The organism is Enterobacter soli (assembly GCF_964208575.1).
GTDB classification, from domain to species: domain Bacteria; phylum Pseudomonadota; class Gammaproteobacteria; order Enterobacterales; family Enterobacteriaceae; genus Enterobacter; species Enterobacter soli_A.
Genome location: NZ_CAXOFU010000006.1, coordinates 82195 through 97075 on the forward strand (window position 1 = coordinate 82195; position 14881 = coordinate 97075).

The following is a 14881-nucleotide window of genomic DNA, read 5'->3' on the forward strand; positions in this document are numbered from 1 at the left end:
AAAAGCGCCCGGCACGCAGAATGCCGCCGGGCGAGGAGATTAGCTGCGCAGTCCGCGTCCGCGCTGGATCAGATACCAGCAGAGCAGATAAAACGCGACGATGAACACCACCAGCACCGCCACCGTGGTAAACAGCGGCACGTCGGTGATGCCGAGGAAGCCAAAGCGGAAACCGCTGATCATGTAGACAATCGGGTTCAGATGCGACAGCGCCTGCCAGAACGGTGGCAGCAGGGTCAGGGAGTAGAACACCCCGCCGAGATAGGTCAGCGGCGTCAGCACGAAGGTCGGGATCAGGCTGATGTCATCGAAGGTTTTCGCGAAAACGGCGTTCAGCAAGCCCGCCAGCGAGAACAGGATCGCCGTCAGCAGCAGCGTGAGCGCCACAAACAGCCAGGAGTGAACCTGGAACGGCACGAAGAACAGCGAGATCGCCGTCACCAGGATCCCCACGCACAGCCCGCGCGCCACGCCGCCGCCGACATAGCCTGCGATAATGACGTGCGTTGGCACCGGGGCCACCAGCAGCTCTTCGATGTTGCGCTGGAATTTGGCGCTGAAGAACGATGAGGCCACGTTCGCGTAGGCGTTGGTGATCACCGCCATCATGATCAGACCCGGCACGATAAACTGCATATAGGTAAAGCCGTGCATCTCACCGATGCGGGAGCCGATCAGGTTCCCGAAGATGATGAAGTACAGGGTCATGGTGATCACCGGCGGCACCAGGGTTTGCACCCAGATGCGCATAAAGCGGTTGATCTCTTTCGCCCAGATGCTTTTCAGCGCAACCCAGTAAAGATGCGTCATGCCTTGTCTCCTTGTTTGTCGTGCACCAGAGAGACAAACAGCTCTTCCAGTCGGTTGGCCTTGTTACGCATGCTCAGAACCTGCACGCCTTGCGCGCTTAGCTGCGAGAACACGCTGTTAATGCCCTGCTCGCGCAGCACTTCCACTTCCAGCGTTGAGGTGTCCACCAGACGATAGTTGTAACCTTCCAGCTTCGGCAGCGGGCTTTTCGCCGCCAGATCGAGAATAAAGGTTTCGGACTTGAGCTTGGAGAGCAGATCTTTCATCGAGGTGTTTTCCACCAGCTCGCCGTGCTGAATGATGCCGATGTTGCGGCACAGCATTTCCGCCTCTTCGAGGTAGTGGGTGGTCAGAATAATGGTGGTGCCTTTGTCGTTCAGATCCTTCAGGAAGCCCCACATGGAGCGACGCAGTTCGATATCCACGCCCGCGGTCGGCTCGTCGAGGATCAAGAGCTTTGGCTCGTGCATCAGGGCGCGGGCGATCATCAGACGGCGCTTCATCCCGCCGGATAACATCCGCGCGCGTTCGTTGCGCTTTTCCCACAGATCGAGCTGTTTAAGGTACTTTTCGCTGCGCTCAACCGCCTCTTTGCGCTCAACCCCGTAATAGCCGGCCTGGTTGACCACAATCTGCTGCACGGTTTCGAACGGGTTGAAGTTGAACTCCTGCGGCACCAGCCCGAGCTGGCGCTTGGCGTTGACCACGTCCTTTTGCAGGTCGTAGCCAAACACGCTCACCCGGCCAGAGGTTTTATTGACCAGCGAACTGATGATGCCGATGGTGGTGGACTTCCCCGCCCCGTTCGGCCCGAGAAGGGCGTAGAAATCCCCCGCCTCGACTTTAAGATCTATCCCGCGCAGCGCCTGAACGCCGCCCGGATAGGTTTTTTTAAGCTGTTCAAGCTCTAGTGCAATTGCCATGAATTAAACTTACCTATAGTTCTGACACACGTTGTGTGGTTTCATTAAAAGTCCGGTTACCCTATAGTAGCGCAACGCAATCACTCGGTTACAGGTCGTTAACCACCATGAATGACATAGATACACTCATCAGCAACAATGCACTATGGTCAAAGATGCTGGTGGAAGAGGATCCCGGTTTTTTTGGGAAGCTGGCGCAAGCGCAGAACCCGCGCTTTCTCTGGATAGGGTGTTCCGACAGCCGCGTTCCGGCAGAGCGTTTGACCGGTCTTGAACCTGGCGAACTCTTTGTCCACCGCAACGTTGCCAACCTGGTCATTCATACGGATCTCAACTGCCTGTCAGTCGTTCAGTATGCGGTCGACGTTCTGGAAGTTGAGCACATCATTATTTGCGGCCACTACGGCTGCGGCGGCGTGCAGGCGGCGGTCGAAAACCCGGAGCTGGGCCTGATCGACAACTGGCTGCTGCACATTCGCGATATCTGGTTCAAACATAGCTCACTGCTTGGCGAAATGCCGCAGGAGCGCCGCCTTGACACGCTTTGTGAGCTTAACGTGATGGAGCAGGTGTATAACCTCGGGCACTCCACCATCATGCAGTCGGCGTGGAAACGCGGGCAGAAGGTGTCGATTCACGGCTGGGCTTACGGTATTCACGATGGCCTGCTGCGTAACCTGGAAGTGTCGGCCACCAACCGCGAAACGCTGGAGCAGCGCTACCGTTCGGGCATTGCCAACCTCAAGCTTAAGCACGTGAACCATAAATAAAGCGGGGTTTTCTCCCTCTCCCTGTGGGAGAGGGCCGGGGTGAGGCCATCAGACCGCACCCAACACGTTTTACTCGTCCAGCAGCACCACTTTCCCGACGTACGGCAGATGGCGATAGCGCTGCGCGTAGTCAATGCCGTAACCCACCACGAATTCGTCCGGAATGGAGAAGCCTACAAACTCAACGGGCACCTGCACTTCGCGGCGCTCGGGTTTGTCCAGCAGCGTACAGATAGCCAGCGACTTCGGCTCGCGCAGGCTCAGGATTTCGCGCACTTTAGACAGGGTGTTGCCGGAGTCGATGATGTCTTCCACGATCAACACATCTTTGCCACGAATATCTTCATCCAGATCTTTGAGGATTTTCACATCACGGGTGGTGGACATGCCGCTGCCATAGCTGGATGCGGTCATAAAATCGACCTCATGGGGCACCTGCACTTCACGGCACAGATCCGCCATGAACATGAAAGAGCCGCGCAGCAGGCCAACCAGCACCATTTCGCTGCCGCTGTCTTTGTAGTGCTCGGTGATTTGACGACCCAGTTCGGCGATACGCGCTTTGATCTCGGCTTCCGGGATCATCACTTCAACAGTATGTTTCATATTACTAACCATATGATTTTAATGAAAATCTCTCAATGCGGGCGAGTGTTTTTCCGGCATCGATTCGCAAGCCAGCCATTATAACAGCAAATGGATAGCCCTGGCGCATGAGTTATAAAAAGCAAATTTTGTGATTCCGATCACAGTTGTTAATACCTATAATTAATTGCTAGCAAATAATTAACAAAACTGACGAGTACTTTTCTATGGCTGAAATAAAAACTCAACAGCCGCGTTTACTGGTAACTCTTACAGCGGCGTTCGCAGCCTTCTGCGCGCTGTATCTGTTAATCGGTGGCGTCTGGCTGGTCGCGCTTGGCGGCTCCTGGTACTACCCGATTGCGGGTCTGGTTATGGTTGGCGTAACCGTCCTGCTGTTCCGCAGAAAGCAATCTGCACTGTGGCTTTACGCTGCATTACTCCTCGCAACCATGATCTGGGGCGTCTGGGAAGTCGGCTTCGACTTCTGGGCACTGACGCCGCGCAGTGACATCCTTGTCTTCTTCGGTATCTGGCTGATCCTGCCGTTCGTCTGGCGTCGCCTGCTCGTGCCGTCCAGCGGTGCCGTTGCGGCGCTGGTGGTGGCCCTGCTGATCAGCGGCGGCATCCTGACCTGGGCCGGCTTCAACGATCCGCAGGAAATTAACGGCACGCTGAACACCGAATCCACCCCGGCAGCGGCGATTTCGCAGGTCGCGGATAGCGACTGGCCTGCCTACGGTCGTAATCAGGAAGGTCAACGCTACTCTCCGCTGAAGCAGATCAACGCGGATAACGTTAAAAACCTGAAGGAAGCGTGGGTCTTCCGCACCGGCGACCTGAAAATGGAGAACGATCCGGGTGAGCTGACCAACGAAGTGACGCCGATCAAAGTGGGCGACATGCTTTATCTGTGTACCGCGCACCAGCGTCTGTTCGCGCTTGATGCGGCAACCGGTAAAGAGAAATGGCACTTCGATCCGCAGCTGAACTCGAATCCGTCGTTCCAGCACGTCACCTGCCGCGGCGTGTCCTATCACGAAGCGCGTGCAGAAACCGCAAGCCCTGACGTGGTGGCCGACTGTCCTCGTCGTATCATCCTGCCGGTGAACGATGGCCGTCTGTTTGCCATCAACGCCGAAACGGGCAAGCTGTGCGAAACCTTTGCCAACAAAGGGATCCTGAACCTGCAAACCAACATGCCGGACACCACGCCTGGCCTGTATGAGCCGACCTCTCCGCCAATCATCACCGATAAAACTATCGTGATTGCCGGTTCGGTAACGGATAACTTCTCAACCCGCGAAACCTCCGGCGTTATCCGTGGTTTCGACGTGAACACCGGTAAACTGCTGTGGGCGTTCGACCCGGGCGCGAAAGATCCTAACGCGATCCCATCCGACGAACATACCTTTACCTTCAACTCGCCAAACTCCTGGGCGCCGGCCGCGTATGACGCGAAGCTGGATCTGGTCTACCTGCCAATGGGTGTGACCACGCCGGATATCTGGGGCGGCAACCGCACGCCGGAGCAGGAGCGTTACGCGAGCGCGATCGTGGCGCTGAACGCCACCACCGGTAAGCTGGCCTGGAGCTATCAGACCGTCCACCACGACCTGTGGGATATGGATATGCCGTCCCAGCCGACGCTGGCGGACATTACCGTTAACGGCAAAACCGTTCCGGTGATTTATGCCCCGGCGAAAACCGGCAACATCTTCGTGCTGGATCGCAGCAACGGTAAGCTGGTCGTGCCTGCGCCGGAAAAACCGGTTCCGCAGGGCGCGGCGAAAGGCGACTACGTCAGCAAAACCCAGCCTTTCTCTGACCTGAGCTTCCGTCCGAAGAAAGACCTCAGCGGGGCAGACATGTGGGGTGCCACCATGTTTGACCAGCTGGTGTGCCGCGTGATGTTCCATCAGCTGCGCTACGAAGGTATCTTCACGCCGCCGTCCGAGCAGGGCACGCTGGTCTTCCCGGGTAACCTGGGGATGTTCGAATGGGGCGGGATCTCCGTTGACCCGAACCGTCAGGTGGCGATTGCTAACCCGATGGCGCTGCCGTTCGTTTCCCGCCTGATCCCACGCGGTCCGGGCAACCCAATGGAGCAGCCGAAAGACGCCAAAGGCAGCGGTACAGAAGCCGGTATCCAGCCGCAGTACGGCGTGCCTTACGGCGTAACCCTGAACCCGTTCCTGTCTCCGTTTGGTCTGCCGTGTAAACAGCCTGCCTGGGGCTATATCTCCGGTCTGGATCTGAAAACTAATCAGATCGTATGGAAAAAACGTATCGGTACCCCGCAGGACAGCATGCCGTTCCCGATGCCGGTTCCTGTACCGTTCAACATGGGTATGCCGATGCTGGGTGGCCCAATCTCCACCGCCGGTAACGTGCTGTTCATCGCGGCAACCGCAGATAACTACCTGCGCGCGTACAACATGACCAACGGTGAGAAGCTGTGGCAAGGCCGTCTGCCGGCGGGTGGACAGGCAACGCCGATGACCTATGAAGTGAATGGCAAGCAGTACGTTGTCATCTCTGCGGGCGGTCACGGTTCGTTTGGTACGAAGATGGGCGACTACATCGTTGCCTATGCCCTGCCTGACGAGAAGTAAGTAGCAAAAGCCGGGTGGCGGCTGCGCCTTACCCGGCCTACGGAAAGATGCAAAACGGCAACCTCGGTTGCCGTTTTTTTGTTTATTCCCTCTCCCCGTGGGAGAGGGTCAGGGTGAGGGCATCAGGCCGCGCAGAACTAAACCGTAAACCCGAGCATCATCCCCGTATCTTCATGCTCCAGCAGATGACAGTGCGCCATATAGGCAAACTCCTTCGGCGCGTAGTGGTCAAACTTCACCAGCACCTCGCTCACGCCGCCTTCTACCCGCACCGTGTCCTTCCAGCCCGCGCGATGCACCGCTGGCGCTTTGCCGTTCTCAGACAGTATGCGGAACTGCGTGCCGTGGATATGGAACGGATGCAGCATCATGTCGCCCTCGCCGGAAATCACCCAGCGCTCGAACTGCCCTTTCGCAGCGGCAAACATCGGGGTATTCATGTCGAAGGCAGTACCGTTAATCCGGTTGGCGTTGTGGAAATCGAAGCCGTGGCTCCCGTGATCCATTCCGCCCATCTTGCCGTGATCCATATTCATATGGCCCATCATCTGCCCGTGATGCATCCCCGCCATCGCCTGATTGCCATACTTCTGCATCAGCGCCTGCATCCCCATCATGTCGAGCATCGGATCCATCGACAGCTGGAGCTTACGCTGGGTAAGCCCTTCCAGCGCCGGTAGGGCAGGCAGCGTGGTGAGGGTATCCGGCAGTACGCCAGACGCGGTGATTTGCAGCGGCTGGATGCGCAGCACCGGATGCGGCTTATCAAACGGCGCCACGGCCATGCCCATCTGGCTCACCGGCAGCGTGACAATGTCAAAGGCTTTACCGTCGCTGATATCCACCAGCACTTCGAAACGCTCGCCCATCAGCATCGGCAATTCCGTGACTTTTACCGGCTCGGGCAGCAGGCCGCCGTCGCTCGCCACCACGTACAGCGGGCGCTTATCGCTGGCGGCAAAGTTCAGGGAGCGGGCGTTACAGCCGTTAAGCAGGCGCAGGCGCAGCCAGCCCTTCGGGGCGGCGTGCTGAGGGTAAATCGCGCCGTTGGTCAGCAGCGTATCGCCAAACCAGCCCACCGCCGCGCTCATTACGTCCAGCTGATAGTCTATCTGCCCGTCCTGGGTGAATTTTTTGTCCTGCACAATCACCGGCACATCGTCGATGCCCCACTGCTTTGGCAGGCGCAGCAGGCGGCTTTCGTCATCTTCAATCAGCACCAGCCCGGCCAGCCCCATCGCCACTTGACGCCCGGTTTTGCCATGCTGATGCGGATGGAACCAGCAGGTCGCCGCGCGCTGATCAGGAGTAAAGGTCACGCTGCGTTTACCGCCCGCCTTGATGATGCCGTGCGGGCCGCCGTCCACCTCGCCCGGCACCTCCAGCCCGTGCCAGTGCAGCGTAGTCTCTTCCGCCAGGGTGTTGTGAATATCGACGGTGACGGTTTTCCCTTTGCGGAGCTGAATCGCAGGGCCGAGCAGATTGCCGTTATAGCCCCAGGTTGACGCGGTGTGCTGCCCAAACGCAGTTTTACCCGCCTGAACGACGAGCTGAATGCGGCTGCGGGCATCGGCGGTGAGTAAATCCGGGATAGGTAAGGCGGGCCTGTCGGCGGCAAAGACGGTACGACTCCATAGCGGTAATGCGCTGGCAACCCCCAGCGCAACTGAATATTTTAAAAAATCACGACGTTGCATGTTCATTTCCTTATTTCCAGCAGGCGATTATTTGAGCATAAACCCTCCCCTTACAGGAAGGTCAAGCCGCGCGTCGATAATAAAGATCGTCGGGTTGGCATCAAGTATGCTAACGTTAATTTTCCGTGACGCAGTGGTAGAAGCAATGAAGACGTTTTTCAGGACAATTTTGTTCAGCAGCCTGATGGCAATGTGTGCGAACAGTTATGCGCTAAGTGAAAATGAAGCGGAAGATATGGCCGATTTAACGGCGGTTTTTGTATTCCTGAAGAATGATTGTGGCTACCAGAATTTACCCAACGGGCAGATTCGCCGCGCACTGGTCTTTTTTGCCCAGCAGAACCAATGGGATCTCAGCAACTACGACAGCTTCGACATGAAAGCGCTCGGTGAAGACAGCTACCGTGATTTAAGCGGTATCGGCATCCCCACTGCAAAAAAATGCAAAGCACTGGCTCGTGATTCACTTAGCCTGCTCGCCTACGTCAAATAACCTTCCCGACGCCTCTCGTTGTCTTCTGGCCGTTTAATCGCGGCCAGAGGTTGCGCCATTCTGCCGGACGTAATGGATGTTAACGAAAGAGGTATCACCCATGACCGAAAAAACGGTATGGCATGAAACGCTGCATGACCAGTTTGGTCAGTACTTTGCCGTTGATAACGTGCTTTATCATGAGAAAACCGATCATCAGGATCTGATCATCTTCGAAAACGCCGCCTTTGGCCGCGTGATGGCGCTGGACGGTGTGGTGCAAACCACCGAGCGCGACGAGTTCATCTACCACGAGATGATGACCCACGTTCCCCTGCTGGCGCACGGGCACGCAAAACACGTTCTGATTATTGGCGGCGGCGATGGCGCGATGCTGCGCGAAGTGTCTCGCCATAAAACCGTGGAATCCATCACGATGGTGGAGATCGATGCCGGGGTCGTTTCTTTCTGCCGCCAGTATCTGCCGAACCACAACGCCGGAAGCTATGACGATCCGCGCTTTAATCTGACGATCGACGATGGCGTTAACTTCGTTAACCAGACGTCGCAAACCTTCGACGTGATCATCTCTGACTGTACCGATCCCATCGGCCCGGGCGCGTCGCTGTTTACCTCGTCGTTCTACGAAGGCTGCAAACGCTGCCTCAAGCCCGGCGGGATCTTCGTGGCGCAAAATGGCGTTTGCTTCCTGCAGCAGGATGAAGCCCTCGACAGCCACCGCAAGCTGAGCACCTATTTTTCCGACGTCAGCTTCTATCAGGCCGCCATTCCGACCTACTACGGCGGGATCATGACCTTCGCCTGGGCGACCGACAACGAGGTGCTGCGCCATCTTTCCACCGAGATTATTCAGGCCCGCTTCCACCAGGCCGGTTTAGCGTGCCGCTATTACAACCCGGCAGTCCACACCGCCGCGTTTGCCCTGCCACAGTATCTGCAAGACGCGCTGTCCCCGAAGGAGGTGAACTAATTGAAAAAGCTTAAACTGCATGGCTTTAACAACCTGACCAAAAGCCTGAGTTTTTGTATTTACGATATCTGCTACGCCAAAACGGCAGAAGAGCGCGATGGTTATATCGCCTATATCGATGAACTCTACAACGCTAACCGCCTGACGGAGATCCTGTCGGAAACCTGTTCGATTATCGGCGCGAACATCCTGAACATTGCCCGTCAGGATTACGAGCCGCAGGGGGCGAGCGTGACCATTCTGGTCAGCGAAGAGCCCGTTGACCCTCAGCTTATCGACAAAACCGAGCACCCTGGCCCGCTGCCGGAAGTGGTGGTGGCGCACCTCGATAAAAGCCATATCTGCGTGCATACCTACCCGGAAAGCCACCCCGAGGGCGGACTCTGTACCTTCCGCGCGGATATCGAAGTGTCGACCTGCGGCGTGATCTCCCCGCTGAACGCGCTGAACTATCTCATCCACCAGCTTGAGTCCGATATCGTGACCATTGATTACCGCGTGCGCGGTTTTACGCGCGATATCAACGGCATGAAGCACTTCATCGACCACGAAATTAACTCGATTCAGAACTTTATGTCCGACGACATGAAGGCGCTGTACGACATGGTGGACGTGAACGTGTACCAGGAGAACATCTTCCACACCAAGATGATGCTGAAAGAGTTCGACCTGAAACACTATATGTTCCACACGCGACCTGAAGATTTGAGCGAAGAAGAGCGGAAGGGCATTACGGATCTGCTCTGGAAAGAGATGCGCGAAATCTACTACGGCCGCAATATTCCGGCCGTGTAAAGGCGCCAGGAGCAGGGACGCTCCGGTAGGTTATTTCTGTTTCATAAATTCGCGGTACGCCGCCACCACCTTCAGGAAGTCTTCCACGCCGCACAGCGACAGGCTTTCTTCATCGTAGTAGCTCATCCCCTCTTCCATCTCGTCACCCGAGAATTCAAGCTGGTTGGCACGCACCATGACCTCTTCGCCATCCATCCACAGCGTGTATTCATGCCCGGCGCGCTGCCAGGAGCGCTCGCTGCCTTTTACCGTCTGTGCCGCCTGCTCAACTTCATCCAGCAGCGAGAGGTTCTCTTTCACCTCTTCGTTAAACCAGTGTCCAACGGCTTCGTGGCCCATCGACATACGCACTTTCACCACTCCGGTGATGTCGCGCAGAAATTCGTAATCCATAGTGTTTTCCTCTGCAAAGCCATTGGGGTAATTATCGCAGCAGAGAAGAAGAAAAAAAGCGTGAGAGGTGGGAGGAATGAAAATAAAAAATCCCCCTCACCCCCTGCCCCTCTCCCCAGAGGGGCGAGGGGGGGATTATATTCCCTCTCCCCTTTGGGGAGAGGGCGAGGGTGAGGGGTTGGTTTTTATACCGCGGTCTGGAAGATCACCCCGTCCGCTTTCTCGGTGTACTGAGAGAGCTGGTCGAAGTTCAGGTAGCGATAGGTATCCACCGCCGTCTTATCAACCTGAGCAATATAGGCCTGGTACTCTTCCGGCGTTGGCAGTTTACCAATCAGCGCCGCAACCGCCGCCAGCTCCGCCGAGGCCAGGAAGACGTTCGCCCCCGTACCCAGACGGTTCGGGAAGTTACGGGTTGAGGTAGACACCACCGTCGCACCGTCCGCTACGCGCGCCTGGTTACCCATGCACAGGGAACAGCCAGGGATTTCGATGCGCGCACCGCTCTTACCGAACACGCTGTAGTAGCCCTCTTCGGTCAGCTGTGCCGCGTCCATACGGGTTGGCGGAGCCACCCACAGGCGGGTTGGCAGCTGGCCTTTGTGGGTATCCAGCAGTTTACCGGCCGCGCGGAAGTGGCCGATGTTGGTCATGCAGGAACCGATGAACACTTCGTCGATTTTTTCGCCCTGCACCGCAGACAGCGGACGCGCGTCGTCAGGATCGTTTGGCGCACAGAGGATTGGCTCTTTGATGTCCGCCAGATCGATGTCGATCACTGCCGCGTACTCTGCGTCAGCATCGGCTTCCAGCAGCTGCGGATCCGCCAGCCATTTTTCCATGCCCTGAATACGACGCTCCAGGGTACGACGATCGCCGTAGCCTTCTGCGATCATCCACTTCAGCAGCACGATGTTTGACGTCAGATACTCTTCAATCGGCGCCTGGTTCAGCTTGATGGTACAGCCCGCAGCGGAACGCTCTGCGGAGGCATCGGTCAGCTCAAACGCCTGCTCTACTTTCAGATCCGGCAGACCTTCGATCTCCAGAATGCGGCCTGAGAAGATGTTTTTCTTACCTTTCTTCTCAACGGTCAGCAGGCCCTGTTTGATGGCGTACAGCGGGATGGCATGCACGAGGTCGCGCAGGGTGATCCCCGGCTGCATTTTGCCCTTGAAGCGCACCAGAACGGATTCCGGCATGTCCAGCGGCATCACGCCGGTCGCGGCAGCAAACGCCACCAGACCCGAGCCCGCCGGGAAGGAGATACCAATTGGGAAACGGGTATGGGAGTCACCGCCGGTGCCCACGGTATCCGGCAGCAGCATACGGTTCAGCCAGGAGTGGATCACGCCGTCGCCCGGACGCAGGGAAACGCCGCCGCGGTTCATGATGAAGTCCGGCAGAGTGTGGTGCGTGGTCACGTCAACCGGCTTCGGATACGCCGCGGTGTGGCAGAAGGACTGCATCACCAGGTCAGAAGAGAAGCCCAGGCACGCCAGGTCTTTCAGTTCGTCACGGGTCATTGGGCCGGTGGTGTCCTGAGAGCCCACGGAGGTCATCTTCGGCTCGCAGTATGCGCCAGGGCGAATACCGGTTACGCCGCACGCACGACCCACCATTTTCTGCGCCAGGGAGAAGCCGCGGCTGCTTTCGGCCACGTCTTTCGCCTGACGGAATACGTCGGAGTGCGGCAGACCCAGCGCTTCACGCGCTTTGGTGGTCAGGCCACGGCCGATAATCAGCGGGATACGGCCACCGGCGCGCACTTCGTCGATCAGCACGTCGGTTTTCAGCTCGAAGCTTGCCAGCAGCTCGTTGGTTTCGTGGTTACGCACTTCACCTTTGAACGGATAAACGTCGATGACGTCGCCCATGTTCAGATTAGTGACGTCCACTTCGATAGGCAGCGCGCCCGCGTCTTCCATGGTGTTGAAGAAGATTGGCGCAATTTTGCCGCCGAGGCACAGGCCGCCGCCGCGCTTGTTCGGCACGTGAGGAATGTCATCGCCCATGAACCACAGCACGGAGTTAGTCGCGGATTTACGGGAAGAACCGGTACCCACCACGTCGCCCACGTAGGCCAGCGGGTAGCCTTTTTTCTGCAGGGCTTCAATTTGCTTGATCGGGCCAATGCTGCCCGGCTGATCCGGCTCGATACCTTCACGGGCGTTTTTCAGCATCGCCAGCGCGTGCAGTGGGATATCAGGACGGGACCATGCATCCGGCGCCGGAGACAGGTCATCGGTGTTGGTTTCACCGGTCACTTTGAAGACGGTAACGGTAATTTTTTCAGCCAGCGCAGGACGGTTCAGGAACCATTCGGCATCGGCCCAGGACTGCATAACCTGCTTCGCGTAGACGTTGCCCGCTTTGGCTTTTTCTTCCACATCGTAGAAGTTATCGAACATCAGCAGCGTTGAAGAGAGCGCTTTAGCGGCAATGGGCGCCAGCTTGTCGTTATCCAGCGCGTCGATCAGCGGATGAATGTTGTAGCCACCCTGCATAGTGCCGAGCAGTTCAATCGCTTTTTCAGGAGAGACCAGTGGGGAGGTTGCTTCGCCTTTGGCAATGGCAGCAAGGAATCCGGCTTTCACGTAGGCAGCTTCATCTACGCCAGGCGGTACGCGGTTGATCAACAGGTCTAACAGGAATTCTTCTTCGCCCTTAGGCGGGTTCTTCAGCAGCTCGACGAGCGCGGCCATTTGGGTTGCATCTAACGGTTTGGGTACAATTCCCTCGGCGGCACGTTCTGCTACGTGCTTACGGTATTCTTCTAGCACGACGGTTCTCCTCGCTCTCATTGTCATAGTGCGGCATACACGTTGTGTATTGGGCTTCTCTTCACGCTCCTGTGAGACAGCAGTTTGTAGGGTAAATGCCCGTTACCGCGTCGGGCAGCATAGCAGGATTTCTGCACAGTGTTAATCCGTTTACAAAAAAGCAACATTAAAATATTTGCTGAATCGTTAAGGATGGTATAGCGGCGATAGAGGGCGAATTTCAGGCACAAAAAAACCGCCTTACAGCGGTTAGTTTGTTGCCTTGCGGTGGTAGCACACCGGGCTGGCAGATTTGCGGCAAAACGCACGAAGCCCCAGCGACTTTTACGGCATCGGATATAATTGTGTAATAAATGCTCACACTCTTTGTCCGGGCAACCCGGTCTGATTCCCAATAAAAGTCAAAACTGTATAACACGGGTGAATAATACTCGCGGCAACAGGATCGCCTAACGGCACAGCTCTCTCGGAGTCACTTTATGAAGTTGCCATTTAAGCCACATCTGCTTGTCCTTCTGTGCAGTGCCGGGCTGTTTGCCGCCTCGGGCGTCATGTTCGTTAAAAGCCGGGCGACGGAAACGCCGGTCGCTCCCGCCCCCGTTGCCCAACAGGCCGCCACCCCAACCCCGACGCCGGCAGCGCAGCCTGCCGCACCAACCTATACGCCAGCGCAGATCGATCAGTGGGTCGCGCCCATCGCGCTCTATCCTGATGCGCTGCTGTCGCAAATTTTGATGGCGTCAACCTACCCGGCAAACGTGATTCAGGCGGCGCAGTGGTCGAAAGACAACCCCAAAATGCAGGGAGATGCCGCCGTTCAGGCCGTGTCCGGGCAGCCGTGGGATCCGAGCGTGAAGTCGCTGGTCGCGTTTCCTCAGCTGATGTCGCTGATGGGGGAAAACCCGCCGTGGGTGCAGAGCCTGGGCGATGCGTTTCTTGCCCAGCCGAAAGACGTGATGGATTCCGTGCAGCGTCTGCGCCAGCTGGCACAGCAGACCGGGGCATTGCAGTCCACGCCGCAGCAGACGGTGACCACCGTCACCAAGCCGGCCCCCGCGAAAACCGCGGCGACGGAATCAACCGCTACCACTACGACCACCACGACCACCACCAGTCCAACGGTCATCAAGATCGAGTCTGCCGACCCGCAGGTGGTTTACGTTCCAACCTACAACCCGAACACGGTGTACGGCACCTGGCCGAATACCGCCTATCCGCCGACCTATCTGCCCCCCTCTCCCGGCGAGCAGTTTTCCAACAGCTTCGTGAACGGCCTGGGGTTTAGCCTCGGCGTGGCCACCACCTACGCCATATTCAGCAACATCGACTGGGACGATGACGACGATCATCACCACCACGATGACGACTGGGATCATCACGGCGGCTATAACCGCAACGGGGACAACAACATCAATATCAACGTTGATAACTTTAATAAAATCAGCGGTGAGCATCTGACAAACGCCAACCGTACCTGGCAGCATAACCCGGCCTATCGCGAAGGGGTGCCCTACCCGAACAGCCAGCTGAACAGCCGCTTCCACTCCACCACCACGGCAACAGGGCTGAGCGCGACGCAGCAGAAGCCGGTGAATCGGGATAGCCAGCGCCAGGCGGCGATGGCGCAAATGGAAAAATCGACCGGGAAAACCTTCCCGCAAGCGGCCCGCACGGGCAGCAAAGAGACTCAGCGTCAGGCCGCCAGCCAGCAGCTGAAGCAGATCTCCCAGCGCAATAGCTATCGCGGCTATGACACCAGCAAACCGCAGACCGCGAAACGCGCGGCGGCCCAGCAGCCGCGGGAGAACCGCCCGCAGCGGCAGGAGCAGCGGGCGACACAAACCGCACAGCAGCGAAACGTGCAGCAACGCCCTATTCAGCAGCGCACCAGCCAGCCGCGCGCCAACGCGCTGAGCGGTAACGACAGCCGCTCCGGCAACTGGCAGGCCCAGCAGCAGCGCGGGGCGCAGAGCCGTCAGATAGCCTCGCGCAACCTGCAGCCGCGCCAGGCCCCTGCGCACCGTGAATTCCGCCATCGTTAAGGGAA

General features: G+C 57.5%; 12 protein-coding genes. 6 read left to right on the plus strand and 6 right to left on the minus strand.

Translation table 11 applies throughout. The features are described from left to right. Positions 1-39: 39 nt before the first annotated feature. Both AB6V08_RS07990 and AB6V08_RS07995 read right to left on the minus strand, forming a co-directional pair. Positions 40-810 carry an ABC transporter permease gene (locus AB6V08_RS07990; RefSeq protein ID WP_100168639.1) on the minus strand — a complete coding sequence of 257 codons (771 nt, stop codon included), beginning with the start codon at positions 808-810 and terminating at the stop codon, positions 40-42. Next, positions 807-1733 (minus strand): ABC transporter ATP-binding protein, encoded by a 927-nt coding sequence (locus AB6V08_RS07995; protein ID WP_368542180.1) that lies wholly within the window; start codon positions 1731-1733, stop codon positions 807-809. Before AB6V08_RS07995 ends, AB6V08_RS07990 begins: the two co-directional genes overlap by 4 nt. A gap of 107 nt (positions 1734-1840) precedes the next feature. On the opposite strand from AB6V08_RS07995, the gene can reads away from it, so the two are divergent. Continuing rightward, a complete protein-coding gene (gene can / locus AB6V08_RS08000) occupies positions 1841-2503 on the plus strand; it encodes a carbonate dehydratase (protein WP_368542181.1) in 663 nt (220 codons plus the stop codon). 69 nt (positions 2504-2572) lie between these two features. Here can and hpt read toward each other — a convergent pair whose 3' ends face one another. Further along, entirely contained in the window at positions 2573-3109 is a 537-nt protein-coding gene (gene hpt, locus AB6V08_RS08005) for a hypoxanthine phosphoribosyltransferase (RefSeq protein WP_032644976.1), read from the minus strand. 206 nt (positions 3110-3315) lie between these two features. On the opposite strand from hpt, the gene AB6V08_RS08010 reads away from it, so the two are divergent. Continuing rightward, a complete protein-coding gene (locus tag AB6V08_RS08010) occupies positions 3316-5703 on the plus strand; it encodes a glucose/quinate/shikimate family membrane-bound PQQ-dependent dehydrogenase (protein ID WP_368542182.1) in 2388 nt (795 codons plus the stop codon). 137 nt (positions 5704-5840) lie between these two features. Here the strand turns inward: AB6V08_RS08010 and cueO are convergent, their stop codons facing one another. Further along, the gene (gene cueO, locus AB6V08_RS08015; RefSeq protein WP_368542183.1) at positions 5841-7400 is read right to left on the minus strand and encodes a multicopper oxidase CueO; all 1560 of its coding nucleotides are present in this window, start codon (positions 7398-7400) and stop codon (positions 5841-5843) included. A 145-nt stretch (positions 7401-7545) separates the two neighbouring features. Here cueO and AB6V08_RS08020 point away from each other — a divergent pair, with 145 nt between their 5' ends. The 3 genes from AB6V08_RS08020 to speD all read left to right on the plus strand — a co-directional run bounded on the left by AB6V08_RS08020 (position 7546) and on the right by speD (position 9658). Next, positions 7546-7893 carry a YacC family pilotin-like protein gene (locus AB6V08_RS08020; protein ID WP_025756784.1) on the plus strand — a complete coding sequence of 116 codons (348 nt, stop codon included), beginning with the start codon at positions 7546-7548 and terminating at the stop codon, positions 7891-7893. Positions 7894-7993: 100 nt separating this feature from the next. Next, complete coding sequence (speE, locus tag AB6V08_RS08025; RefSeq protein ID WP_368542184.1) at positions 7994-8863, plus strand: polyamine aminopropyltransferase; 870 nt, start codon at positions 7994-7996, stop codon at positions 8861-8863. After that, the gene (gene speD, locus AB6V08_RS08030) at positions 8864-9658 is read left to right on the plus strand and encodes an adenosylmethionine decarboxylase (protein ID WP_368542185.1); all 795 of its coding nucleotides are present in this window, start codon (positions 8864-8866) and stop codon (positions 9656-9658) included. A 30-nt stretch (positions 9659-9688) separates the two neighbouring features. Here speD and yacL read toward each other — a convergent pair whose 3' ends face one another. Both yacL and acnB read right to left on the minus strand, forming a co-directional pair. Further along, positions 9689-10051: a protein YacL gene (gene yacL / locus AB6V08_RS08035; RefSeq protein WP_368542186.1), complete on the minus strand. Its 363-nt coding sequence runs from the start codon at positions 10049-10051 to the stop codon at positions 9689-9691. Positions 10052-10236: 185 nt separating this feature from the next. Then, entirely contained in the window at positions 10237-12834 is a 2598-nt protein-coding gene (gene acnB / locus AB6V08_RS08040) for a bifunctional aconitate hydratase 2/2-methylisocitrate dehydratase (protein WP_368542187.1), read from the minus strand. Positions 12835-13313: 479 nt separating this feature from the next. On the opposite strand from acnB, the gene AB6V08_RS08045 reads away from it, so the two are divergent. Beyond that, positions 13314-14876, plus strand: coding sequence for a DUF3300 domain-containing protein (locus AB6V08_RS08045; RefSeq protein WP_368542188.1), 1563 nt, complete (start codon positions 13314-13316; stop codon positions 14874-14876). Positions 14877-14881: the final 5 nt, after the last annotated feature.

Coding starts and splice junctions, on each gene's coding strand:
- AB6V08_RS07990 (WP_100168639.1), bottom strand. CDS start 810: ATGACGCATCTTTACTGGGTTGCGCTGAAAAGCATCTGGGCGAAAGAG.
- AB6V08_RS07995 (WP_368542180.1), bottom strand. CDS start 1,733: ATGGCAATTGCACTAGAGCTTGAACAGCTTAAAAAAACCTATCCGGGC.
- can (WP_368542181.1), top strand. CDS start 1,841: ATGAATGACATAGATACACTCATCAGCAACAATGCACTATGGTCAAAG.
- hpt (WP_032644976.1), bottom strand. CDS start 3,109: ATGAAACATACTGTTGAAGTGATGATCCCGGAAGCCGAGATCAAAGCG.
- AB6V08_RS08010 (WP_368542182.1), top strand. CDS start 3,316: ATGGCTGAAATAAAAACTCAACAGCCGCGTTTACTGGTAACTCTTACA.
- cueO (WP_368542183.1), bottom strand. CDS start 7,400: ATGCAACGTCGTGATTTTTTAAAATATTCAGTTGCGCTGGGGGTTGCC.
- AB6V08_RS08020 (WP_025756784.1), top strand. CDS start 7,546: ATGAAGACGTTTTTCAGGACAATTTTGTTCAGCAGCCTGATGGCAATG.
- speE (WP_368542184.1), top strand. CDS start 7,994: ATGACCGAAAAAACGGTATGGCATGAAACGCTGCATGACCAGTTTGGT.
- yacL (WP_368542186.1), bottom strand. CDS start 10,051: ATGGATTACGAATTTCTGCGCGACATCACCGGAGTGGTGAAAGTGCGT.
- AB6V08_RS08045 (WP_368542188.1), top strand. CDS start 13,314: ATGAAGTTGCCATTTAAGCCACATCTGCTTGTCCTTCTGTGCAGTGCC.